Below are 22,582 nucleotides of genomic sequence, written 5' to 3'. Positions count from 1 at the left end.
ACCGATCCTTGAACCGTACCGGCTTACTGCTTGACCAGTGGGCAGCTGCTTTCGGAAACCGGGATATAGGCCTTGTCGGCCGGGATCGTGCTCACGATATCCAGCAGGTCCCAATCGCTTTTCGACTCGGACGGCGTTTTCACCTTGGCCAGATACATGTCGTGCGACATCAGGCCGTTGGCTTCGATCTTGCCGTTCTTCACGAAGAAATCGTTGAGTTCCATATTGCCGAGTTCGGCGCGAACCGCGTCGGCGTCATCGGTGCCGGCGGCCTTGATCGCTTCCAGATAATGCATCGTGGCCGAATACACGCCGGCCTGCACCATGGTCGGCATCGCCCCGTGTTTATCGAAGAAACGCTGCGACCATTCACGGCTTTCGTCGTTGCGGTCCCAGTAGAAGGCGGTGGTGAACTGCAGCCCCTTGGCGGTATCCAGGCCCAGCGCTTTCACGTCGGTAAGAAATACCAGCATCCCGGCCATCTTCTGGCCACGGGCGACGATGCCGAATTCGTTGGCCTGCTTGATCGAATTGACCGTATCGCCACCGGCATTGGCCAGGCCGATCACATCCGCGCCGGAACTGCTGGCCTGCAACAGGTACGACGAGAAATCGTTGGTGCTCAGCGGCGCGTTGACGCTGCCCACCACTTCGCCGCCCAGTTCCTTGACCACGCGCGCGGTGTTGTCCTGGAGCGAATGGCCGAAAGCATAGTCGGCGGTGATGAAGAACCACTTCTTGCCGCCGTTTTTCACCATGGCGGTTGCCGTGCCGACCGGCAGGGCATAGGTGTCGTAAACGTAATGGATGCCGTAGGGCGAACACTGGCTTTCGGTGAGCTCGACCGTGCCCGCCCCGGTATTGATGGCGATGGTCTTCTTGTCGGAGGCCAGGCCTTGCACCGCCAGGCCGACCGCCGAGTTGTCCATGCCCACGAGCATGTCGACATGGTCGCGATCGATCCAGCGGCGGGCGATCGACGAGGCCACGTCGGCCTTGAGCTGATGATCGGCCGAAACCAGCTCGATATCCTCGCCCAGCACCTTGCCGCCGAAATCGTCGATGGCCATCTGCGCGGCGATCACCGCGCCCGGGCCTTCAATGGCCTTGTAGACGCCGGACATGTCGCTAAGCACGCCGATCTTCACGCTGCCATTCGACAAGCCCTCGGCTGCGAATGCCGTGCTCGATGTCAAAGCGGCCAGGCCCGCGGCGCATATCGCCCCGATGATGGTCTTGTTCATGTTGTCTCCCTCCGGTCGCACCGGTTTTTATGATTCAAACGCTCAGGAATTCGTTGATGCGCGCTTTCTTGGCCTCGGCCTCGTGGCCTTCGACCACCTCGGCGACTTCGCCGTGTTCGATGATGTAATGTCGATCCGCCAAGGGTGCTGCGAAATGAAAGTTCTGCTCGACCAGCACGATGGTCAGCCCGCGTTGCTTCATCTGGCGGATGGTGTTGCCCAGCGCTTCGACGATCACCGGCGCCAGACCTTCAGTGATTTCATCGAGCAGCAGCAGCCGTGCGCCGGTACGCAGTACCCGCGCCATCGCCAGCATCTGTTGCTCGCCGCCGGACAGCTGGGTGCCCATGCTGCGTCGGCGCTCGGCCAGGTTCGGAAACATGTCGTAGATCTCGGCCACGCTCATGCCGCCGTCGCCGAGTTTCGGCGGCAGGGCCAGGTTTTCCTCCACGTTCAGGCGCGCGAAGATGCCGCGTTCTTCCGGGCAATAACCGAGCATGCCCAGACGCGCGATTTTATGCGTGGGCTGTTTGATCACCTCGGTACCGTTGACCGTGATCGAGCCCGTGCGCTTGTCGACCAGCCCGAGGATGGATTTCAGCGTGGTCGTGCGCCCGGCACCGTTGCGCCCGAGCAGGGTGACCACCTCGCCTTCGTTCACGCGCAGGTTCACCCCATGCAGAATGTGCGATTCGCCATACCAGGCGTTGAGATCGTCGATGCGCAGCAGCTCAGTCATGAGCCACCTCGGCGCTGCCCATATAGGCTTCCATCACCGAGGGATTCTTCGATACCTCGGCATACGGGCCTTCGGCCAGGATCTCGCCGCGGTTGAGCACGGTGATCCGGTCGGCCAGCGTCGATACCACCTTCAGGTTGTGCTCCACCATCAGAATGGTGCGATCGGCGGCCACCTGACGGATGAGCGCGGTGACCTTGCCCACGTCCTCGGCGCTCATGCCCTGGGTGGGCTCGTCGAGCAGCATCAGTTTGGGGTCGAGGGCCAGGGTGGTGGCGATCTCCAGCGCGCGCTTGCGGCCGTAGGCCAGTTCCACGGCCGTGGTGTCGGCGAATTCGGCCAGGCCCACTTCATCGAGCAGGGCCATCGCACGATCGTTGGTGCTGTCCAGCACCTTGTGCGAGCGCCAGAAGTGATACGACAGCCCCAGATGGCGCTGTAGGGCGACACGCACGTTATCGAGCACGCTCAGATGGGGAAAAATCGCCGAGATCTGAAACGAACGCACCATGCCGCGATGGGCGATAGTGGTGGGTTTGGTGCGGGTGATATCCACGCCGTCGTAGACGATCGAGCCAGCACTGGGCGCGATAAATCGCGTGAGCAGATTGAACACCGTGGTCTTGCCGGCGCCATTGGGCCCGATCAACGCATGAATGCTGCCGCGCTCGACGTCCAGGTCGATCCCGGAAACCGCCGTGAAGCCGGCAAAGGTCTTGCTCAGACCCCGCGTTTGCAGAATTGCGTCAGCCATGCGCAGCCGTGGCGCAGGGCGTATCCGCGGCGATGGTCGTCGGCCGTCGCGTCATAACCCGTTGTCCCGCGATGAATAGAAACGAACCTGACAGTCAAGTCAGCTCTCGTTGGACTCTACTCACGCGCCCGGCGGCGAGTTATTCGACGTTAGTCGCTTCGACCTAGGTCGAAAGCCGAATCAAGCGTTGCCGGCAGCCGGCTCGCGCTGCGCGCAGGCCGCGCAGGTACCGCCGATTTCGATGGTTTCGTGATCGATGGTAAAGCCGGCGCGCCGGGCTTCGCGCGCCAGCGCATCGTCCACGGCCGGGCTCGGGATCTCGGCCACGCGCTCGCAGGCGCGACAGATCAGGAATTTCGGATGCGCTTCGCCGTGGCCGGCGTCGCAGCCGATGAAGGCATTGAGCGACTCGATCTTGTGAATCAGTCCGGCATCGAGCAGGAAATCCAGCGCCCGATAGACCGTGGGCGGCGCGGCATTGCCACGCTCGGCGTTGATCGTGTTGAGAAGATCGTAGGCCTTGGTGGGGCGATGGTTATCCCAGATCAGCTCGAGCACGCGCCGGCGAATCGCAGTCAGACGCAGGCCTTTCTGCTGGCACAGCGTCTCCGCGCGGGCCAGCGCATCGTGAATACAGGCGCCGTGATCGTGGCCGCCGGCATCGAATACGGAGTTCTGAGCATCAATCATGACAACGAGAGTGCGCTTTCAGCGTGTAAAAGGCCAGCCAGCAACGCGGCCCGAGGCGCGCGTTGTACGTGTCAGACACTCGACACGGGCGCGCGTTCATGGCGATGGTCGTGACTGTTGCGGGTCAGCCGGTAATTCTGGATATGCGCGGCCGCCAGCAGCAAGCCACCGGCCACGGTTACGCCGCGTTCGATGATTTCCGCGCCCAGGGCATGCGCGCCGAAGGCGGCCAGTACCAGTAGAAGAATGCCGGCCAGCCCCAGCGTGGGCAGGGCGATATGGCGGTGGCGCCAATAGCCCATGCCCAGCGCGAATGTCGTGGTCGGCACGACCACCAGCAGAATGAGCTGATGAAAGGTTGCGTGCGACACAAACGAAAAACCGAATACCGGAAACAGCGCGATCAACAACGGAAACGCCAGGCAGTGCACCAGGCATATCCCCGAAAGGATCACTGCGACCTTGTCGAATTTGCCGGTAAAATCGGAAGACGAGCCTCGGCTCACGGCGATGCCCTGATGAAAGAAGATTCAATCGTTAGTATATAACATTTTAAATGGAGCAAGCGATGGCACGAGCATTGATCGGCGCGCGCGTACGGCGCGGCGTTGGAATCGCGCTGATGGGGGCGTTGGCATGGCCGCTGGCGGCCTGCAGCACATCCGAAGCCCCGGATTGCGGATCGCTTCGCGTCGAGCAGCCCTGGGTACGGGCTGCGCCGGCCGGCGCCGATGTCATGGGCGCCTATTTCACCCTGGCCAACGACGGCGAAGACAAGGTGGTGGTCAATGGCGTGAGCAGTACCCAGTTCGATCGCGCCGAAATGCACGAAACCGTGGTCAACGACAATGGTCAGGCCAGCATGCAGCCGATCGAAAAAGTCGTGGTCGGCCCGGGTGAAGAGGTCGTGTTCGAATCCGGCGGCCGTCATGTGATGCTGTTTTCACCCAGCCAGCCGTATGCGGCCGGCGATCAGGTCGAACTGATTCTGGCCTGCGGCAGCGAAAACGCCGAATTGCCGGTGGCCGCGACCGTGCGTGCCGATGGGCCGGGCACGAATGCGGGCCATTCGGGGCATTCGGGTCACGACATGAGCGATATGGATCACGCGGATATGGATCACGGTCAGAAGGCTGACGAGGCAGATCTGCCTGCCGATGCCGATAACACCGGCAATGCCAACGAGGATTCGGCCAGCGCCGAATAGCAGCGGTCATGCGTTTTACCAAGATGCACGGGCTGGGCAACGATTTCGTCGTGCTCGATGCCACCCGCGAGCCAATCGCCCTGGACGCAGCCCGCGCCCGCGCGATTGCCGATCGGCATTTTGGTGTCGGCTGCGATCAGATTCTCATCGTCGATCCGCCGCGCCGCGATAACGCCGATTTCGGCTATCGCATCCTCAACTCTGACGGCAGCGAATCCGGCCAGTGCGGCAACGGCGCGCGCTGTTTCGCCCGCTATGTGCGCGAACAGGGGCTGACCGACAAGGATCGGGTGGTGGTCGACGTACGCGATGGGCAGATGGTGCTGGAAAGCCTGGGCGATCATCACTATCGCGTGGCCCTGGGTGTGCCCGTGTTCGACGCGGCCGATATCCCGCTGCGCGGTTTCGATACCGCCGATGAATACCGCCTCGACGAAGTTGCCGGTCGTACGCTGCGGTTTGCCGCGCTGGCTATCGGCAACCCGCACGCGGTTTTGCGCGTAGAGGATATTGATCGTGCGGATGTGGCCGTCGTCGGCCCCGCGCTGGAAAGCCACCCGGCTTTCCCCGAGCGGGTGAATGTCGGCTTCATGCAGGTGCTCACGCCGGATCAAATCCGCCTGCGCGTGTACGAACGCGGCGCGGGCGAGACGCTGGCCTGTGGTAGTGGCGCGGCGGCGGCAGCGGTTAGCGGTATACGTGCCGGCGTGCTGGATTCGCATGTGGCAGTCGAGTTGCCCGGCGGCACGGCCCATGTGGACTGGGCCGGGCATGGCAAGCAGGTATATTTGAGTGGGCCGGCCGAGCGCGTATTCGACGGCGAACTGGTATTGTCGAATACCAGCGAATAATGCGGATCGCGCCTTGTGTGGCGCGGTTCGTGCGTTATACGGCGGTGGGTGGGTCTTCACCTCTTTAAAAGAGATGCTCCGACATGAACGAAGCCAAAAAACAAAATCCAGCGCCGGCATTGGACGAAGCCGAAGTCGCCGCCTATCTGCAGGCGCATCCCGATCTGGTCAGCCGCTATCCGGCGGTGCTGGAAGCGTTGGACGTGCCGCATGACAGCGGCAACGCGGTATCGCTGATCGAACGCCAGGTCGCCGGCCTGCGCACGACCAACCGCCAGTTACAGGCGCGCTTCAACGAGCTGGTGGAAACCGCGCGTGACAACGAACAGCGCGTGGTTCAGCTCAATCGTCTGGCCAAGGTTCTGGTCAGCGTACAAAGCGCTGCCGAGCTGGTGCCGGAACTGGCGTATTGCCTGCAACAGCATATGGATGTCGACCATATCTATGTGGGGCTGTCAGGCACGGCCGGCGAGGTCGAAGCCCTGGCCAACGGCGAAATCCATGCGATTGTCGACGACACCCCGGCCGGCAAGGCGCTGACCAATGTCTATCGTCGTGGCAAACCGATTTGCGGGCCGTTGTCGGAAGAACAATCGGAAGCCCTGTTCGCCACCCGCAGCAACGATGTGCCGGCGCTGGCGAGTGCAGCGATGATTCCGCTGGGCGCGCGCGGTGTGCACGGTGCGCTGGTGCTGGCCAGCCGCAAGGGCGATCGCTTCGTACCGGATATGGGCACGCTGTTTCTGGAACTCATGGGCGAGCTGGTCACGGCCGCCCTGCAACGCCTGCTCGGCCGCGACGCGTTGCCGTAGCCATGCTCCGGCTGCACGGCACCTCGTGAGCGCGCTGGCCGACCGGGTCGATGCCTTTCTGGCCCATCTGACGCACGAACGCCGCGTGTCGGCCCATACCCAGGCTGGCTATGCGCGCGATCTGACGCGCGCGGCCGACTGGCTGGAAGAACGCGGCATCGCCGACTGGGCGCGCGTGACCACGGCCGACCTGCGCGAATTCGTGGCCGCGCGCCATCGCGCCGGGCTCAAGCCGGCCAGCCTTGCTCGGCTGGTGTCGGCGTTGCGCAGTTTCTATGTCTGGCAGATGCGCGAAGGCCTGGCCGCGCGCAATCCGGCGGTCGATGTGCGGGCGCCCAAGCGCGCCGCCCGGCTGCCGGAAACCGTCGACGTGGACGATCTCGCGGCCCTGCTCGACGCCACGCCGCAAGACGATCTGGAAATCCGCGATCACGCCCTGCTGGAGCTGTTCTATTCCGCGGGCGTGCGTCTGTCCGAAGCCGTGGGCCTGGATATCAACGATATCGACCTGGCGGGCGGCGAAGCACGCGTTCTCGGCAAGGGCTCGCGCCAGCGTAGCGTGCCGATCGGCTCACGTGCGATCGCGGCCCTTCGAAACTGGCTCAAGGTGCGCCCGCAGATGGCGTCGGCCAACGAAGCTGCGTTGTTCGTCTCCCAGCGCGGTACGCGTCTGTCGCGCTCGAGCGTGGCTGCGCGCATGCAGCGCTGGGCTGTGCAACACGGCCTACCCGTGCATCTGCACCCGCACAAGCTGCGTCATTCCTTTGCCACCCATCTGCTCGAATCCAGCGCCGATCTGCGCGCGGTACAGGAGCTGCTCGGCCACGCCAATATCGGTACCACACAGATCTATACCCATCTGGATTTCGCCCACCTGGCCAAGGTCTACGATGCTGCGCATCCGCGGGCCGGCCAGCGTAGCGAAACCGGCGAAAGCTAGCGTTGGCGATATCGGGCGCAAGCGCGCGCAGCCGCGGTTTGACGTCAAGCTGAACGGCGACCGAACAGCCGCAGAAAACGGTTGCTTGAATCGTGTTGTGCATGGCCCCAACTCGAACCAGACCGACGTCAATGAAGGTCGAAGGAGCACCTCTTGAAACAATTCGACGGCACAACAATTCTTGCCGTGCGCCACAACGGCAAGGTGGCCCTGGCCGGCGACGGCCAGGTTTCCATGGGCGACACCATGTTCAAGGGCAATGCGCGCAAGGTGCGCCGGCTCTATAACGACAAGGTGCTCGCCGGCTTTGCAGGCGGCACGGCCGATGCCTTCACGCTGTTCGAGCGTTTCGAAGGCAAGCTGCAGGAACATGGCGGCCAGCTGGTAAAAGCCGCGGTCGAAATGGCCAAGGACTGGCGCACCGATCGCGCCCTGCGGCGTCTGGAAGCGCTGTTGCTGGTGGCCGATGAAACCGCCACGCTGATGATTTCCGGCAATGGCGACGTCATGGAGCCGGAATTCGCCTGCATGGCGATCGGCTCCGGCGGCTCCTATGCCCAGGCGGCCGGGCGCGCGCTGGTGGAAAACACCGATATGGATGCCCCCACCATCGCCGAAAAGGCCATGCATATCGCAGCCGACACCTGCATCTATACCAATCACCACATCACCGTCGAGGTGCTGGACAATGTCTGATACAGCCTCCGAGACCATGGCCGACGACAGCCGCGAACAAACCGCCGTGCTGCCGCGCCACGAAATGACGCCGCGCGAGATCGTGGCCGAACTCGACCGCCACATCATCGGCCAGGGCGAAGCCAAGCGCTCGGTCGCCATCGCGCTGCGCAACCGCTGGCGGCGCATGCAGTTGGATGAATCCATCCGCGGCGAAATCACGCCCAAGAACATCCTCATGATCGGCCCCACGGGTGTGGGCAAGACCGAAATCGCCCGGCGCCTGGCCAAGCTCGCCAATGCGCCGTTCACCAAGATCGAGGCGACCAAGTTCACGGAAGTGGGCTATGTCGGCAAGGAAGTCGATTCCATCATCCGCGATCTGGTGGAAGTGGCCATCAAGATGACCCGCGAAGCCGCCAAGAAGGCGGTGCGCATCAAGGCCGAGGACGCCGCCGAGGAACGCATTCTCGACGCGCTGCTGCCCAAGCCCACTACCTGGGACGAAGCCGGCGAATCCGACCAGAAGGCGGTCGAATCCAGCGCCACCCGGCAGGTGTTTCGCAAGCGCCTGCGTGAAGGCAAGCTCGACGACAAGGAAATCGAGCTGGAGCTGCAGCAGGGCGGCCAGAGCTTCGAGATCATGGCGCCCCCGGGCATGGAGGAGATGACCAACCAGCTCCAGTCCATGTTCCAGAACATGAAGGGCGACAAGACCAAGCGCAAGAAGATCAAGATCGGCGATGCCTATCGCCAGATCGTGGATGAAGAAGCCGCCAAACTCGTCGACGAAGAGCAGATCAAGACCCAGGCCATCGACCAGGTGGAAAACTCGGGCATCGTCTTCATCGACGAGATCGACAAGGTCTGCAAACGCTCCGACGCCGGCGGCGGCTCGGGCGGCGATGTCTCCCGCGAAGGCGTACAGCGCGACCTGCTGCCGCTGGTGGAAGGCTCGACCGTGTCCACGAAGTACGGCATGGTCAAGACCGACCATATCCTGTTCATCGCCTCGGGCGCCTTCCATGTGGCCAAGCCCTCGGACCTGATTCCCGAGCTGCAGGGCCGTCTGCCCATCCGGGTCGAACTCGACGCGCTCAAGGCCGAAGACTTCGTGCGCATCCTTACCGAGCCGCACTGCTCGCTCACCGAACAGTACGGCGCGTTGATGAACACCGAAGGCGTGACCATCGAGTTCACCGACGACGGCGTGCACCGGATCGCCGAAATGGCCTTCAAGGTCAACGAAGGCACGGAAAACATCGGCGCCCGTCGCCTGCATACCGTCATGGAACGGCTGATGGAGGAAATCTCCTTCGAAGGCCCGGACAAGGCCGGTGAAACGCTCAAGGTCGATGCCGAGTACGTCGACTCCAAGCTCAAGGATCTGGCCGCAGACGAAGATCTGTCGCGCTATATTCTGTAGCGGACAGGCTGGCCATCAGACACAATCCGTGTCTGCGAAGCCGGGGCGGGTTTATCCTGTCCCGGCTTTTTTGTTCGTTCGTGAAAAGGATCGTCCGCAAATGAACGCAAATGAGACAGCCAGCGCGGACTCTTGCGGGAGCGACAGCGTCGTCCATTCAACCGCTGCTTGAAATTGGATTAAATGGCGTAGATTCGCGGATAGCGCAGACGAAGGCGCGCCAGCCGCGGTGCGCCGCCGAACGAGATGATGCTGTCACGACGTCTCCCATTCGCGTTAATTTGCGTTCATTCGCGGACCGCCCAAAGAACGCGCCCGAAAGCTTCAACGAAACGAAGGTGACCCATGGACGCCCCGACAGACATTACCCTGCACCAGAAATCCAAGGTGCTCGAAGTCGAATACCCCGACGGCGCCAACTACAAGCTGCCGCTGGAATACCTGCGCGTGTACTCGCCGTCTGCCGAAGTCCGCGGCCACGGCGGCCCCATGCAGCTGGTCACCGGCAAGCGAGACGTGGGCGTGACCTCCATAGAGCCGGTCGGCAACTACGCCATTCAGCTCAACTTCGACGACGGCCACAACACCGGCATTTTCTCCTGGCAAACACTGCGCGAGCTGGGCGACCAGTACGAAGACAACTGGAACGACTACCTCAAGCGCCTGGAAGACGCCGAAGCTTCAAGGGATAAGCTCTGGCACTAGGGCGTTTGGCCCGGCGTTCTAAGAAACGTCTTTACTGCTCGAGCTCGTAATCAGCTTCGGTAGCGCCGGGCATGTCGTCTGTTAGAAATCCCTTGCGGCGAAACAGTGACCGTTCTCGCGGTTCACCATCCGACTTCTAGTTGTGCGGTCAGTAGGCTACCTTGGAAAGCTCCGCGCATAGTCAGGCATAAGCGGTTCACCCACCCGTTTCACGGCCTAGGTTTGCTGCCGGTATGTTCCGACGAAGGAGTCGGCACCAAGATTAGCTAGGGGTGACGGTCGTACGCATAGCGGGCAAGCTGGAAGGGGGGGGGGGTGAAGGCCGTTTGGGCTCGCGAAAGGCCTTTCCGGGGGGTAACCTAAATGGATATCTGAGGTTGAAAGTACCCTCGTAACTCAGTATCGGCTCTCGCTTGGAAGAACTAACCACAGTCTTATGAGCAAATCTGACTCCCATCGCAGCAGCAGGTTAAGTGAAATAGCTTTTTGGGCAGCTCCAGCTCAAGATTCGCCTCAGCGCCCCTACTTTGAAAGACAACTTGAGCGACTGAACAGGGACCCGGCTCACAAGAAAAAGATCAAGAAGCGATTTGAGAAAGCTATCGCTTTATTTGAACTTCAGCAGAGTACCGGTGCCGGGCTGCTAATGGATAGTCTTCTTCGTGAGTATCATGGTGAATACAATTCTAGGGTGCTGCGGTATTCCCTTCGAGATATGCCTGGATCATTTAACGTATTAGAGGCATTTAATAGATTTATACCATCTTTATCCGTATTTAAAATTCTTGAAGAAAAAGATCATATATTTAATTTCGATGATTTTTTAGACTTCGTTACTAAAGAGTCATTTGAATCTAAATGCTCTAATATAAAATCGTCGACAGAAGAGGGTGTCATCTATTCTTATAACGCCCTCGGTGACCCTTGCGAGAATAAGTTTTCATCTAGGTCGGGCAAAGATTATTCTATTATGGGCGCGTCTTTAGTCAGGTACGGTGATGAAATCAGCATAATGATGCTGGCCGGCCAACATTGTGATCTAGCCGCAGAAAGCAGTCGCTTGCGAGAGTTATCGGCCTCGGAAAGAACTTTTTCTCACAGAGCTCATATAATACCAAATCAAGACCTTAAGGTTAGAGCTGAGCCTGTCAGCGAAGAGGTGCAGTTATGGAGGACTATCTTTCTTACGCGGTTTGATTTGTCTACCGCCACAGTCGATGCTCGATATGTTTATCAAGATGCTGGACGGTCATATATTGGTATTACCGACGATGCCGATTGCTATACAAGCTTAAATGGAGAGTTCATCTCGCCGGAGCTTGAGCGTCAATTTGAACGCTCCACTGAGCGTTTGATTGAATTCAGTCCTCTTCTCGAGGTGAGTAAGATACTTCTATATTTGCCGGATTTTTTTTCGGCCCATGACGATGATATATGTCTTGAGCGTCATAAAACAAAATTCGGTGAAAATAGAAATAAGTCAAGTTTTCGAAAGGTCGAAAAATTGTGTTCTCCGCAATTCAAAATAGTAGCCCGCTCAGTTGCCACGATAGCTCTTGACAAGGTATTTCCTCCTAGGTCGCGTTCAATCGCTACGCCGGGATTAGTGCTGCAGAAATCGGGCTATTGGAAAAAACTAGGTATCCATGAAGTTGGCCGGGATAAGGGCGGAAGACCAATACACGGGCGTACATGGGTGGAAAAGGTGTTGAGCTGGGTAGCTGAACCGAGTGGTGGTGTAACGGTAACTCGTAGTGAAGAATTAGCCACTGTTGGTGATGATCCAGGAATCATATATGTGATGAGGTCGGCCGCACACGCGAAGAATATCTTCAAGGTCGGGCTAACTCGACGCAATTCGGAAAAACGTTCATCTGAGTTGTCTAGAACGACGAGTTCACCAGATGTATTCTTGGTGGTGGAGGAGTGGAACGTGCCGGATTGCGCATTAGCCGAATCGCTGTGTCACCAAGAACTTGAGCAGTACCGTATTAACCCAAGGCGCGAGTTTTTTCAGGCGCCTTACAGCACGATATCAATGGTCATTAACAGAATAGTCGGACGTCTAGCAGGCGCTTGATAGAACTTAGCTAGCCTCTCACCGAGAATTGCCCGGTCTGGGGCATCTAAGACTACGAGTTTTAAATTAATTAGCGCAGGTGGGGCGCTTGAATTCCACGTGATATCGCGCTGGCACAAAGCGGTCGTCACCCATCGCGCAGCCACCCTGCGGCGATAGGTTTCGCGGACTTCAATACCGAAGCCATGGCAATATTCTACCCGCCAACCCGATAACCGTTGATTGAAAGGATCGATATGAACGCGCGCGTCACTGTTCAGGGTGAGCGGCAGATCACGGCGAATGAACAGGCATATGCGAAGCAGGTATTGGTGCTCAAAAATCTCCAGCTTCGTGCTTATGTTCTGATTGGCGGCTTTCTCCTGGGCCTGGGGTGTCTACTGATCGCGGCGCTACCGTTCGGGCTGAGTCGCGGAGCAATTCTGGCCATATTGTTTGTGGGCATACCGACCGTTGGTCTGACTCTTTACGCCGGCCGCGGGATTGGTAATCAGGGGCTTCGCAAGCGTGCGGTCCTGGGCAATACGGTGTGCACGGTGAAAGGTCCCGTCACCTACATCACGCATCGCGTCAAGAATTCACGAGCAGAAGAGTTCTTCGTCGGAGACGTCACGCTCTGGTTGCCGCCTTTCACGTCGTTGCTTTCTTTTGTGGCGACCGAGAAAAACGGGTATCGCGAAACCGAGTTGGACGTCATTTTTATCGAAACCCGCTCGAAGCAGAAAGCGGGCGGCGAAAGTGTTGACACGAACAAGGAAGCGGTCGTTCTTTATCTCGCCGATTATATTGATATCGATACCGTGTTTAATCGGCATGGTCGGTACTACTTGATTCGCGAGAGCATAAGCATGTTCGCGGGTACGATTAGCTGCATTGTCATCGGGGCGTTGGGGTATCTATATTTTTTCCCGACCGACAAATGGCTGCAAACGGGTTTCATGGTCCTGTTCCTGGCGATACTCGCCGATTTCGCGATCGTCGCGCTGGGCTGTTACCTCATCAACAAGCTCTACTTGGCCGTGCGTAAGCGACTGGACCCGAACTTCAGGCCCAGCAGCTACGGTGAACGGCTCGCTGGCAAAGCGTAGGCCTTGTTTTCAACGACGCAGGGGCGGGTTGATTGCTGCAAAGCGTGATGAGCTATTTGCCCGTCGCCTGGATAACGCGCCGCCTATCGATGGCGCTTGCTAAGCTTCGGCGATGACGAACAGGTCTACCGCAAGCGCGCCGGCATTCGGGCTTCGCCGGCTCGACGATCACCTGTTGGCGCCCAAGGCATGGCGCGGGTTGTCGGGCGTGGCGCGATTTGTGGTCGAGTTCGTCTATTTCGGCGTCAAGGAAGCGCGTGCCTGTCTATTCGCGGGCCTGTTCTTCGCGGCAATATTCCTGGTGCCGCGGGCTGGTGTGCTCGGTCTACCGCGCTACGATCTGCTGCTATTGATCGCGCTGGCGATTCAGGCCTGGATGCTCTGGGCGCGCCTCGAAACCTGGGACGAATTCAAGGCGATCTTGTTGTTTCACGTACTCGGCTTCGCGCTGGAGGCGTTCAAAACGTCCGAAAGCATCGGCTCCTGGGCCTATCCGGATTTTGGCTATAGCAAGCTGCTCGGCGTGCCGCTGTTTTCCGGTTTCATGTACGCGGCGGTCGGCAGCTACATCATTCAGGCGTGGCGCTTGCTGGAATTACGGGTGGTGCATCATCCGCCGTACTGGATGGCGGCGCTGATCGCACTGGCGATCTATGCCAACTTCTTTACCCACCATTTCATTGGCGATTACCGCTGGTATATCGCCGCCTGTGCGCTGGGTTTGTACGCCCGCGCTGTGGTGATATTTCGGCCGTTTGATCGCGAACGGCGCATGCCGTTGCTAGTGGCCTTCGTATTGATCGGCTTTTTCGTCTGGCTGGCGGAAAATATCAGCACGCTGTTCAGCGTGTGGCAGTACCCCGATCAGCTCGGCGCCTGGTCGGTCGTGCATATCGGCAAATGGAGTTCCTGGTCTTTGCTGATCGTGATGACATTCACGATCGTGGCCAACCTGAAGCACGTCAAAGCGCGTATCTACATACCCGAATAGCGCCCCGCCGCGTCTGTCAAAAGTCAGCTGACCCCGAAGCGGCCGACGCTGAGCGCTCTCGGCGGCGCAATACGGGTAAGCGAAAACGAAAATCTGGGCGTATGGGGGGGCTTCGATACGCTGCGTTTCGATAACAACAACATTGAGAGGAGCGGTCCATGGCCGAACAGCCGGTCGAGATCATCTGGCAGCCGAGCGATGCGCGCATTCAGGCCAGTCGTCTGTACGACTACATGCAGTGGCTGGCGCGCGAGCGCGGTCTGACGTTCGACGACTATGAAAGCCTGTGGCAATGGTCGGTGGACCATCTCGAGGATTTCTGGGCCTCGATCTGGTCGTATTTCGACGTACGCCAGCATGCCCCGTATACGCGGGTGCTCGACCAGTCGGTGATGCCGGGCGCGCGCTGGTTTGACGGGGCGCAGCTGAATTTCGCCGAGCAGGCATTTCGTTTTCATCGCGACGGCGAGGCCGCGCAACGCCCGGCGATCATGTCGCGTTCGGAGCTGCGCGGGCTCGAGACGATGTCGTGGGCCGAACTCGAGCGCCAGGTGGCCTCGTTTGCCCATGCACTTCGCGACATGGGCGTGGTGTCGGGGGATCGGGTGGTGTCCTATCTGCCGAATTTGCCGGAGGCGATCGTGGCCTTTCTGGCCTGTGCGAGCCTGGGCGCGATCTGGTCGAGCTGCTCGCCGGATATGGGCAGCAACAGCGTGCTCGACCGATTCCGTCAGATCGAGCCGAAAGTGCTTATCGCGGTCGACGGCTATCGCTACGGCGGTCGCGATCACGACCGCCGGACCGTCGTGGCCGAACTGCGCGCGTCGCTGCCCACGCTCGAACAGCTGATTATCCAGCCCTATCTCGACCCCGAGGCTCGCTTCGAGAATGCCCACGACTGGCATGCGCTGGTCGCCCACGATGTCGCGCTGAGCTTTACGCCGGTGGCTTTCGATCATCCGTTGTGGGTGGTCTATTCCTCGGGCACGACCGGCATGCCCAAGCCCATCGTGCATGGTCATGGCGGGGCGCTGCTGGAAACCCTCAAGGGCCATGCGCTCCAGCTTGATCTGGGCGAGCACGATCGCTTCATGTGGTTTTCTACCACCGGCTGGATCATGTGGAACTCGCAGATCGGCGGGCTGCTGGTGGGGGCGACGGTATGTATCTACGACGGCAACCCTGGCTATCCGGATCTGGCGACGCTCTGGCGTTTTGCCGAAGAAACGCAGATGACCTTTTTCGGCGCCGGGGCGGCCTATTTCACCGGCTGTCGCAAGGCCGGCCTCGTGCCGCGCGAATGCGTGGATCTGCACCATTTGCGGAGCGTCGGGTCCACCGGATCGCCCCTGCCGGCCGATGCCTATCGCTGGATCATGGACGCCGTGGGCGATGTCATGATCGCGGCCATTAGTGGCGGCACCGATATCGCGGCGGCGTTTGTCGGCAGTTGTCCGATCAAGCCGGTGGTGGTCGGCGAAATGCAGGCCCGTGGGCTTGGCATTGCTGTCTATGCCTTCGACGATGACGGCCAGGCGCTCGACGATGCCGTGGGCGAGCTGGTGGTGACTCAGCCCATGCCCTCGATGCCGCTGTATTTCTGGAACGATACCGACGGCAGCCGCCTACATGGCAGCTATTTCGATACCTATCCCGGCATCTGGCGCCACGGCGACTGGATACGCATCACGCCCCGTGGCGGGGCAGTGATCTACGGCCGCTCGGATACCACCATCAACCGCCACGGTGTCCGCATGGGCTCGGGCGAGATCTATGCGGTGGTGGAAGGGCAGTTCGATGCGATAAGCGACAGCCTGATCGTGGATCTCGAATATCTCGGCCGTGCCTCCTGGCTTGCCCTGTTCGTGGTGATGGCCGAGGGCGTATCGCTGGACGACACGTTGCGCGCCGAGATTCGGGATGCCATCCGCCGCCAGCTGTCACCACGTCACACGCCGGACGAGATCGTGGCGGTCGAGGCCGTGCCGCGCACGCTCACCGGCAAGAAGATGGAACTGCCGATCAAGAAGCTGCTGCTCGGCATGGATGAAGAAAACGCCGTGAGCCGCGACGCCATGGCCAACCCCGACAGCCTGGCGTTTTTCAGAAACTACCGGCCCGCGGTCGCGTAGTGATCCACGCCCCGGACAGTGTTCGGGGCGACTGCCTGATGGCGTTGCGTGCTTTAAGGTAAGCGTCTTATAGCGCTTTTTTGGTCAGTTCGAAGATGCCGCAGCCGTAGTGGCAACCGAAATTCGACTCGACCGCTGCGTGATCGTCCAGCGACTGGAAGGGGTGAAAATCACCCGCGTCGTCCACGAACGAAAAGCTCTGGATATCGTATGTAGGCGTCAGCCATTCCAGCAGATAATTCAGCGAAAACACCCGATGCGCGTTGAACTCGACGCGCTGCGGGCCGATGGGCGTCGACAGGTAGAGCGTACCGCCGGTGCGTAGCAGCCGCGTGAGGTTGCGAAGGCCCGCGCAGTGGCCGTCGTATTGAATACGGTCGCCGTAGCGCCCGAGGCCGAAATGCTCGATGGCATGCAGACAGGACAGCGAATCCGTGCAGCCGACAAAGTGCTCCGGCAGGTCGTGCGCCAAATCGATCTGCTGAAACCGGATGTTGTGGGTGTTCGCGATCAACGGCCGAATGTCGAAGACCTCCACCGGCCGAAAGGCCGCTACGTGGGCGACGAAGCCGTCGATTCTCGAGCCTACGTCGACATGCCGTTCGGGCGCGGCATGAAAGATGCGGTTGGCAACGAAAATATCCTGGTGGAAGTAGTGCCCTTGCGCGGTGCCGCTGGCGGCATCCTTCTCATTCAGGATCGCGAACGTCGGCCCCATGGCGAAGTCGCCGCCGTCGGCCGGCATCTGGGACAGGAATTCCCGGCGGTCGCGGTGAAAATCCAGCTGGCGCGTGACCTGGCGTTTGAGGTTTTTTCTAAGCGTTCTGACGACGTTATTCTTCTTCATGGCAGGGGCGTACGAAAGCCAGTGAACAAGATACAGCCTAACTGCTGTTACAAGGCAGGCGCCGCGCGCCGATCGGGTCGATGGTTGCCCAGTGCTATGGCGCCTGCAGACAGCGGTCTGGCCGGGATACGATGTCTTCATCGACCATCGCGCTTGCCGTGTTCATGAAAGCCATTATTCCTGAAGGATTCGGGCCGAGCGTGCGCCCGACCCTGGGCGAGCGCAAACGGCCGGTGCCGGGCAAGCACGATGTGCTGGTGAAGGTGCATGCCGCATCGGTCAACCCGAAAGACTGGAAGCTCAATCTGACCCTGGCGCGCGCCGCGCCGCCGCTGGGCCGGCGTCTGATCCCGCCATTATTCGGCGACGATCTGGCCGGCGAGATCGTCCAGCTGGGCGCGGGCGTCGAGGGCTTCGAGGTCGGTGATCGGGTCTATGGCATGGATATGCGCCTGCGCACCGCCACCCTGGCCGAATATGCCGTGATCGATACGCGGCGCATCGCGTTGATGCCGGCAAATACCGGTTTCATCGAGGCCGCGGCCGTGCCATTGGCCGGCCAGACCGCATTGCAGGGGCTGCGCAAGGGTCAGGCCGGGCCCGGGCGGTCGGTGCTGATCATTGGGGCGTCGGGCGGTGTGGGCAGTTATGCCGTTCAGATCGCCCGCCAACTGGGCTGTCATGTCACCGGCGTGTGCAGCACGCGCAATATCGAGCTCGTGCAATCACTCGGCGCCGATGCGGTCATCGACTATACCGCGGGCGATTATCGCCAGCCCGCACCCGGCCAGCGGCGAGCGTTCGATCTGGTATTCGATGTCACCGCGTACGAAACGCCGGCCAGCTGCGGCGCATTACTGGCGCCAGCGGGCTATTTCATCTCCACTATGGGCCATGCGCGGCCCGCATTGCGCACGTTGCTTTCGCGCCGGCGCAACGCCTCGCTGCTGCGTGTCGAGTCCTGGACGGCGGACCTTCAAACCATCGGCGAGTGGATGACCGCCGGCGCGGTGCGGTCGGTCATCGACAGCAGGTTTACGCTCGCCGAGGCGCAGCAGGCCTACGAGCGCAGCCGCAGTGGCCGCGCCCGTGGCAAGATCGTGATCGCGGTGACGCCCGGCTGAGCTGCGATTACCCGTTAATGCGCGGTCTGTTTGGCGTAGACGGATTCCGCCGCTTCCACGATTTCATCCAGTTCGGCGAGCAGGTGGGCGTTGTTCTGCTGCCAGGGATGGAAGCTGTATTTGAAGTAGGCAAAGTAGTGCGGCAGGGCCTTGCGCAGCGCGCCGGGGCCGCCGAACAGGTAGTTGGCGAGCTTGAGGTGGCCGCGCCAGCCGGCCTTGCGGCAGGCCGGATCGGCAGCGGCCAGGGCGCGGTAGGTCATGAACACGCGGGGCCAGAAGTTGGTGGTGGTCAACAGCATGTAGCTGGCGCGCATGGCATAGGCCTTGGGCCCGCGGCCTACGCATTTTTCGTAGACATCGAAGGCCACGGCCTTGTGTTCGACTTCCTCGAGCGCATGCCAGCGCCACATACGTTCGTAGTGGGGCTCGGAGCCGGCAATGAGATCCGGGTTGCGGAGCAGGACGTCGCCCAGCAGCGCCGTGTAGTGCTCCAGGCCGATGGTCATCAACAGCGGTACGACACGCGGCGCGCGTTCTTTGATTTCGTCGAGCTTTGCCTTGACCCGGCCTTCGATCTCGCCTGCGGGCAGACCGGCAGCATCCATGACCCGGTTGTATTCGGTGTGCTCGCGGCTATGCATGGCTTCCTGGCCGATGAAGGCCGTGGCCGCCTTGCGCAGATCCGGGTCGGGGATGTCGTCGCGATAGGCGCGCACGGCATCGATGAACAGCCGCTCGCCGGCCGGGAAGAACAGCGACATGGCGTTCATGAACTGGGTGACGTTGGGCCCGGCCTTGTGCCAGTCGCAGACCCGGTCGGCCGGCGGAAGAAAATGCAGGTCGCGGCGTTCCGGCATGACCGGTCCGCTGTAGCCCGAGCCGTGAATATTGACTTGCGCTTGCCGATCGCTCATGACAAATCTCCTGCACCTGTGGCGCGTCGTATCGATCGTTTATCGGGTTGGCCGTATGGGAAAACGTGTATCGTCGGGCGATACGTTCTACCATGTAGCCAATTGGATACTCAATGTATCCAGCTGGATACTTGTTCGTCAAACCCTGTTATGACATCGCAACGCCTGATCTCTGCCGATACGCCGCGCGGTAAACGCCGACTCATCGAAGCCGCGGCCCGGCTGGCCATGCGCAAGGGCAGCACGCGCAGCCTCGTTCTGCGCGAAGTCGCGCGCGAGGCCGGGCTGAATCACAACACCTTCTATCGCCATTTCGACGATGTGCCGGGCATGATGCTGGCAATCGTGGACGACTTTGTCGGCGAGCTGCGCCAGGGCCTGCGGCGTGAGCTCATGCGTGTGCCCGCGGGTGAAGTGCCCTCGCCGTGGGTTGTCGGCTGGTTCTTCGATTTCGCGCTCGAGCACGATGCGGTGTTCACCGTGGCCTTTCGCGAGCGCTACGGCCCGCCGGGGCCGCTGCGTAAGCGGGTCGTCGATACCATGGCCGCGATCCGCGAGGACATGATCGTCGATTTTCAGACGCTCGGCTGGCTCGTCGAAGCGGATATCGACGACGACCTGCGTGCGCTCATCGACATCATGGTCAACGAGGTCTTTTGCATGGGCCTGGACCTGATCGACGACCCCAACCGTCGCGAGCGCATGCTCAAAACCGCGTCCGGGCTGTTTTCGCTGGTGATCGCACGGTTGGGTCACGCGCCTTGAATAGCGCCGCCGGGGCCGGCGGTGGTCGTGCGGTCTGTCCAGGGTTGCGAACGTCTACATTCGTTTGTGGTCAAGTAACTGCGTCGTCAACGATTGCTGCGCTGCAGCGCGTTTGGCTGTCGCGCCTATCGCTTGAGCACCGAGGTCCGCGCCTGTCGCATGATTATTCCGACCGTTCCGGGGTTCCGGCATATTCTGACCGGGATATGGTGGCCGTTGTTGTGGATGTTCGTCTGGGACGTATTGATTACGCTGCTGTATTTCGCCCAGCCCGAGCGCTACCAGGATTTTCAGTCCAGCGCCTTGTCGCGAACCACGCTCACGCTGTTTGGCACGGGCATCGTGTTGTTTCTCGGTTTTCGGTCGAATTCGGCCTACGCACGTTGGTGGGAGGGCCGCGTGCTGTGGGGTCTGATGATCAACGCCTCGCGCAATATCACCCGTTGTGCGCTGGCATTCATCGACAGCGCCGACGCCCGTGCCCGCGAACTGCGTGAAGCGATCGTGACCAACCAGGTGGCCTATGTGCATGTTCTGCGCTGCCAGCTACGCGGTACCGATCGCGCGGTACCGGCGTATCGCATACTCGATGCGAAAGACGCCGAGCGCATGCTGGAGATGAGTAACGCCGCCAACGCCCTGCTCAACGAAAACGCCCGCCTGGCGGGCCAGGCGCGGGCGGAGGGCTATATCGACACCATCCAGCAGTCGCGCCTGGAGGCCGTGAATATAGATATCGCCAATGCCCAGGGCGGCATGGAGCGAATCAAGAATACGCCGTTGCCCATGCAGTATCGGTTGTTTCCGCAGATGTTCGTGCGGCTGTTTTGTATCCTGCTGCCGATCGGCATTGCGCCGTATCTGGGAATCTTTACGCCCATCGGCTCGTCGCTGGTGGCGTTGATGTTTCTGGCCGCGCTGCATATTGGCGATGAACTGGTCGATCCGTTTGCCAACAACGCCCACGATCTGCCGTTAGAGGCCATGTGTACGACCATCGAGATCGATTTGATGGAATCGATTGGCCGACCGGCACCACCCGCGGTCGAACCGGTCAACGGGGTGCTGTGGTAGCCCGTCCGGCGGGCCGGCGAGCGGGCCCATCAATTCGCCGCGGCTGTGGCCGATAAATCGTGCGACGGCGCCGCCCGGATACCCGGCCCGGTATCGCGTGACCCATGTTTCGCGTTGGCCGGCTGACCCGTGGCCGGGCCGACTGCATAACTCAACAACGGCAGGCGAGCGCCTGCATACGCGATGCTGACACGCTGGGCCAAACGCTGCTGGGCACTGGGCGCGCCGGATTCCCCGCCGGCGCTGCGACGCCGCGTGATGCTCGTCAATCAGCTCGCCGCGTTGGGTTTTGTGACCACCGTGCCGTATCAGCTGTTCTACGGGCTGACGTCGTTGTCGTACTACGCGCCCGTGTTCGCCAGCAATATCGTGATCATGGCCGGCTATGCCTGGACGCTCTGGGCGAATTATTGCCGTCGGCACGATTCCGCCCGCGATTTCGTGGTCACCGTGGCCATGCTCCATCTGGTGATGGTGACCTGGTATGTCGGCCGCGATCTGGGCGTGCATCTGTTCTATTTCACGATCGTGAGTATTCTGCCGCTGCTGTTCGAGCGCGCACACACCCGAACGCTCGCCGCGCTGGCACTGATCAACGTCACGCTTTTCTGGCTATGCGATCGCAACTTCGGGTTTGCCGAAGCGCGCCTGGTCGTACCCGATGCGGTACTAACGGTAGCCTTCGGTTTCAGCGCGGTGGCTGCCGTCGCACTCATAAGCGCGTTCATGACGCTGTTTCGCTATCAAATCCGTTTCGCGGAAAAGAAGCTGACCGATTCCAATCTGGAACTGGCCCGCCTGAGTGCGACCGATGCCCTCACCCAACTGCCCAATCGGCGCGCGGTGGACGCGTTTCTGGCCAGCTGGAAGAAAAAGGCCGACGCCGTGGTCGGCGTCGTGCTCTGCGATATCGACTACTTCAAGCTTTACAACGACCACTACGGACATTTGCGTGGCGACGAAGCCCTGGCGTCGATCGGTGCCGCACTGCGGTCGGTCACGCGTCGCGATTTCGATCTGGTTGCACGCTTTGGCGGCGAGGAGTTCATCATCCTGTTGCCCCAGGCCGACCGAGCCTACATCCGCGACACGGTCGAGCGCCTGCGCGCGGCCGTTCAGGCGTTGGCGATTCCGCATGGCTACCGGCCGGATGGGCTGGCCGTGGTCACGGTGAGTATCGGCTATAGCCAGTTCGAAAGCGCCAGCAACGAGGCCGAACCATGCCTGGCCTCGCCAATCGATGCCGCCGACAAGGCGCTCTATCGGGCCAAGGATGAAGGCCGCAACACGGCCACCAGCGGGTTTCTGCAGGCTTGAATCTGGCCAGGGCGCGCGGTCCGGCGCAGCGCTAAGCGGGATCGGCCGACAGGCGGCCCTCGTATTGCGCGCATCAGGCCGGCGGGATGGTCAGCAAGCGTGCGGTAGATGAAAGCGCCCAGCCCGGGTTTGCCGATCGCGTGGCTGCGTATCCCCGTCACAGTCGCAACGGCCTCAGCCTCGGTTCAAATGATTGGTCGCGGACCC

Annotated in this window: 22 protein-coding genes; 15 read left to right on the top strand and 7 right to left on the bottom strand. The window is 60.8% G+C overall.

The genetic code is table 11. The annotated features are described in order from the left end of the window. Window positions 1-23: 23 nt before the first annotated feature. The 5 genes from T5B8_RS07545 to T5B8_RS07525 form a co-directional block, all read right to left on the bottom strand. Entirely contained in the window at window positions 24-1,244 is a 1,221-nt protein-coding gene (locus T5B8_RS07545) for an ABC transporter substrate-binding protein (RefSeq protein ID WP_353177593.1), read from the bottom strand. A gap of 34 nt (window positions 1,245-1,278) precedes the next feature. Further along, the gene (locus T5B8_RS07540; RefSeq protein ID WP_353177591.1) at window positions 1,279-1,983 is read right to left on the bottom strand and encodes an ABC transporter ATP-binding protein; all 705 of its coding nucleotides are present in this window, start codon (window positions 1,981-1,983) and stop codon (window positions 1,279-1,281) included. Next, window positions 1,976-2,737 (bottom strand): ABC transporter ATP-binding protein, encoded by a 762-nt coding sequence (locus T5B8_RS07535; protein ID WP_502950754.1) that lies wholly within the window; start codon window positions 2,735-2,737, stop codon window positions 1,976-1,978. Before T5B8_RS07535 ends, T5B8_RS07540 begins: the two co-directional genes overlap by 8 nt. Window positions 2,738-2,917: 180 nt before the next feature. Then, entirely contained in the window at window positions 2,918-3,427 is a 510-nt protein-coding gene (locus T5B8_RS07530; RefSeq protein WP_353177589.1) for a Fur family transcriptional regulator, read from the bottom strand. A 71-nt stretch (window positions 3,428-3,498) separates the two neighbouring features. Beyond that, on the bottom strand, window positions 3,499-3,933 hold the full coding sequence (locus tag T5B8_RS07525) for a MerC domain-containing protein (RefSeq protein ID WP_353177587.1): 435 nt from the start codon (window positions 3,931-3,933) through the stop codon (window positions 3,499-3,501). Between the two features lie 62 nt (window positions 3,934-3,995). Between T5B8_RS07525 and T5B8_RS07520 the strand changes: the two genes are divergently transcribed. From T5B8_RS07520 to T5B8_RS07470, 11 genes are all read left to right on the top strand, one after another. After that, the gene (locus T5B8_RS07520; RefSeq protein WP_353177585.1) at window positions 3,996-4,634 is read left to right on the top strand and encodes a copper chaperone PCu(A)C; all 639 of its coding nucleotides are present in this window, start codon (window positions 3,996-3,998) and stop codon (window positions 4,632-4,634) included. Between the two features lie 8 nt (window positions 4,635-4,642). Further along, window positions 4,643-5,485, top strand: coding sequence for a diaminopimelate epimerase (dapF, locus tag T5B8_RS07515; RefSeq protein WP_353177583.1), 843 nt, complete (start codon window positions 4,643-4,645; stop codon window positions 5,483-5,485). 83 nt (window positions 5,486-5,568) lie between these two features. Continuing rightward, the gene (locus tag T5B8_RS07510) at window positions 5,569-6,297 is read left to right on the top strand and encodes a DUF484 family protein (protein ID WP_353177581.1); all 729 of its coding nucleotides are present in this window, start codon (window positions 5,569-5,571) and stop codon (window positions 6,295-6,297) included. Window positions 6,298-6,322: 25 nt separating this feature from the next. Further along, entirely contained in the window at window positions 6,323-7,237 is a 915-nt protein-coding gene (xerC, locus tag T5B8_RS07505) for a tyrosine recombinase XerC (protein WP_353177579.1), read from the top strand. Window positions 7,238-7,390: 153 nt separating this feature from the next. Continuing rightward, a complete protein-coding gene (gene hslV, locus T5B8_RS07500) occupies window positions 7,391-7,933 on the top strand; it encodes an ATP-dependent protease subunit HslV (protein WP_006913869.1) in 543 nt (180 codons plus the stop codon). Between the two features lie 64 nt (window positions 7,934-7,997). Next, complete coding sequence (gene hslU, locus T5B8_RS07495; RefSeq protein WP_353177653.1) at window positions 7,998-9,338, top strand: ATP-dependent protease ATPase subunit HslU; 1,341 nt, start codon at window positions 7,998-8,000, stop codon at window positions 9,336-9,338. 345 nt (window positions 9,339-9,683) lie between these two features. Further along, complete coding sequence (locus T5B8_RS07490) at window positions 9,684-10,043, top strand: gamma-butyrobetaine hydroxylase family protein (protein ID WP_353177577.1); 360 nt, start codon at window positions 9,684-9,686, stop codon at window positions 10,041-10,043. 436 nt (window positions 10,044-10,479) lie between these two features. Beyond that, on the top strand, window positions 10,480-12,123 hold the full coding sequence (locus tag T5B8_RS07485) for a GIY-YIG nuclease family protein (protein WP_353177575.1): 1,644 nt from the start codon (window positions 10,480-10,482) through the stop codon (window positions 12,121-12,123). Between the two features lie 236 nt (window positions 12,124-12,359). Next, window positions 12,360-13,211 (top strand): hypothetical protein, encoded by an 852-nt coding sequence (locus tag T5B8_RS07480; protein ID WP_353177573.1) that lies wholly within the window; start codon window positions 12,360-12,362, stop codon window positions 13,209-13,211. A gap of 112 nt (window positions 13,212-13,323) precedes the next feature. Next, the gene (locus T5B8_RS07475; RefSeq protein ID WP_353177571.1) at window positions 13,324-14,202 is read left to right on the top strand and encodes a DUF817 domain-containing protein; all 879 of its coding nucleotides are present in this window, start codon (window positions 13,324-13,326) and stop codon (window positions 14,200-14,202) included. A gap of 158 nt (window positions 14,203-14,360) precedes the next feature. Beyond that, on the top strand, window positions 14,361-16,334 hold the full coding sequence (locus tag T5B8_RS07470; protein WP_353177569.1) for an acetoacetate--CoA ligase: 1,974 nt from the start codon (window positions 14,361-14,363) through the stop codon (window positions 16,332-16,334). A gap of 67 nt (window positions 16,335-16,401) precedes the next feature. On the opposite strand, the gene T5B8_RS07465 is transcribed toward T5B8_RS07470, so the two are convergent. Continuing rightward, window positions 16,402-17,181, bottom strand: a complete 780-nt coding sequence (locus T5B8_RS07465) for a DUF268 domain-containing protein (protein ID WP_353177568.1) — start codon at window positions 17,179-17,181, stop codon at window positions 16,402-16,404. A 131-nt stretch (window positions 17,182-17,312) separates the two neighbouring features. On the opposite strand from T5B8_RS07465, the gene T5B8_RS07460 reads away from it, so the two are divergent. Then, window positions 17,313-18,305, top strand: coding sequence for an NAD(P)-dependent alcohol dehydrogenase (locus T5B8_RS07460; RefSeq protein ID WP_353177567.1), 993 nt, complete (start codon window positions 17,313-17,315; stop codon window positions 18,303-18,305). Between the two features lie 14 nt (window positions 18,306-18,319). Here the strand turns inward: T5B8_RS07460 and T5B8_RS07455 are convergent, their stop codons facing one another. Then, complete coding sequence (locus tag T5B8_RS07455; RefSeq protein WP_353177565.1) at window positions 18,320-19,219, bottom strand: metal-dependent hydrolase; 900 nt, start codon at window positions 19,217-19,219, stop codon at window positions 18,320-18,322. 150 nt (window positions 19,220-19,369) lie between these two features. Between T5B8_RS07455 and T5B8_RS07450 the strand changes: the two genes are divergently transcribed. From T5B8_RS07450 to T5B8_RS07440, 3 genes are all read left to right on the top strand, one after another. Next, the gene (locus tag T5B8_RS07450) at window positions 19,370-19,984 is read left to right on the top strand and encodes a TetR family transcriptional regulator (RefSeq protein ID WP_353177563.1); all 615 of its coding nucleotides are present in this window, start codon (window positions 19,370-19,372) and stop codon (window positions 19,982-19,984) included. A gap of 159 nt (window positions 19,985-20,143) precedes the next feature. Then, window positions 20,144-21,058, top strand: a complete 915-nt coding sequence (locus T5B8_RS07445; protein ID WP_353177651.1) for a bestrophin family protein — start codon at window positions 20,144-20,146, stop codon at window positions 21,056-21,058. A gap of 183 nt (window positions 21,059-21,241) precedes the next feature. Next, window positions 21,242-22,375: a diguanylate cyclase gene (locus tag T5B8_RS07440; protein WP_353177561.1), complete on the top strand. Its 1,134-nt coding sequence runs from the start codon at window positions 21,242-21,244 to the stop codon at window positions 22,373-22,375. Window positions 22,376-22,582 lie beyond the last annotated feature (207 nt).

The organism is Salinisphaera sp. T5B8 (assembly GCF_040361255.1).
Classification (GTDB): Bacteria; Pseudomonadota; Gammaproteobacteria; order Nevskiales; family Salinisphaeraceae; genus Salinisphaera.
Note: the sequence above shows the minus strand (reverse complement) of the source record. Positions and strands in the feature narration are given on the sequence as shown.

What these genes read in the sequence shown, in the direction of transcription:
- T5B8_RS07465 (WP_353177568.1), bottom strand. Translation starts at nt 17,181, where the DNA reads ATGAAGAAGAATAACGTCGTCAGAACGCTTAGAAAAAACCTCAAACGC.
- T5B8_RS07530 (WP_353177589.1), bottom strand. Translation starts at nt 3,427, where the DNA reads ATGATTGATGCTCAGAACTCCGTATTCGATGCCGGCGGCCACGATCAC.
- T5B8_RS07480 (WP_353177573.1), top strand. Translation starts at nt 12,360, where the DNA reads ATGAACGCGCGCGTCACTGTTCAGGGTGAGCGGCAGATCACGGCGAAT.
- T5B8_RS07545 (WP_353177593.1), bottom strand. Translation starts at nt 1,244, where the DNA reads ATGAACAAGACCATCATCGGGGCGATATGCGCCGCGGGCCTGGCCGCT.
- T5B8_RS07450 (WP_353177563.1), top strand. Translation starts at nt 19,370, where the DNA reads ATGACATCGCAACGCCTGATCTCTGCCGATACGCCGCGCGGTAAACGC.
- T5B8_RS07485 (WP_353177575.1), top strand. Translation starts at nt 10,480, where the DNA reads ATGAGCAAATCTGACTCCCATCGCAGCAGCAGGTTAAGTGAAATAGCT.
- T5B8_RS07475 (WP_353177571.1), top strand. Translation starts at nt 13,324, where the DNA reads ATGACGAACAGGTCTACCGCAAGCGCGCCGGCATTCGGGCTTCGCCGG.
- T5B8_RS07440 (WP_353177561.1), top strand. Translation starts at nt 21,242, where the DNA reads ATGCTGACACGCTGGGCCAAACGCTGCTGGGCACTGGGCGCGCCGGAT.
- T5B8_RS07460 (WP_353177567.1), top strand. Translation starts at nt 17,313, where the DNA reads ATGTCTTCATCGACCATCGCGCTTGCCGTGTTCATGAAAGCCATTATT.
- dapF (WP_353177583.1), top strand. Translation starts at nt 4,643, where the DNA reads ATGCGTTTTACCAAGATGCACGGGCTGGGCAACGATTTCGTCGTGCTC.
- T5B8_RS07520 (WP_353177585.1), top strand. Translation starts at nt 3,996, where the DNA reads ATGGCACGAGCATTGATCGGCGCGCGCGTACGGCGCGGCGTTGGAATC.
- T5B8_RS07455 (WP_353177565.1), bottom strand. Translation starts at nt 19,219, where the DNA reads ATGAGCGATCGGCAAGCGCAAGTCAATATTCACGGCTCGGGCTACAGC.
- T5B8_RS07540 (WP_353177591.1), bottom strand. Translation starts at nt 1,983, where the DNA reads ATGACTGAGCTGCTGCGCATCGACGATCTCAACGCCTGGTATGGCGAA.
- T5B8_RS07445 (WP_353177651.1), top strand. Translation starts at nt 20,144, where the DNA reads ATGATTATTCCGACCGTTCCGGGGTTCCGGCATATTCTGACCGGGATA.
- T5B8_RS07470 (WP_353177569.1), top strand. Translation starts at nt 14,361, where the DNA reads ATGGCCGAACAGCCGGTCGAGATCATCTGGCAGCCGAGCGATGCGCGC.
- T5B8_RS07535 (WP_502950754.1), bottom strand. Translation starts at nt 2,737, where the DNA reads ATGGCTGACGCAATTCTGCAAACGCGGGGTCTGAGCAAGACCTTTGCC.
- T5B8_RS07510 (WP_353177581.1), top strand. Translation starts at nt 5,569, where the DNA reads ATGAACGAAGCCAAAAAACAAAATCCAGCGCCGGCATTGGACGAAGCC.
- T5B8_RS07490 (WP_353177577.1), top strand. Translation starts at nt 9,684, where the DNA reads ATGGACGCCCCGACAGACATTACCCTGCACCAGAAATCCAAGGTGCTC.
- hslU (WP_353177653.1), top strand. Translation starts at nt 7,998, where the DNA reads ATGACGCCGCGCGAGATCGTGGCCGAACTCGACCGCCACATCATCGGC.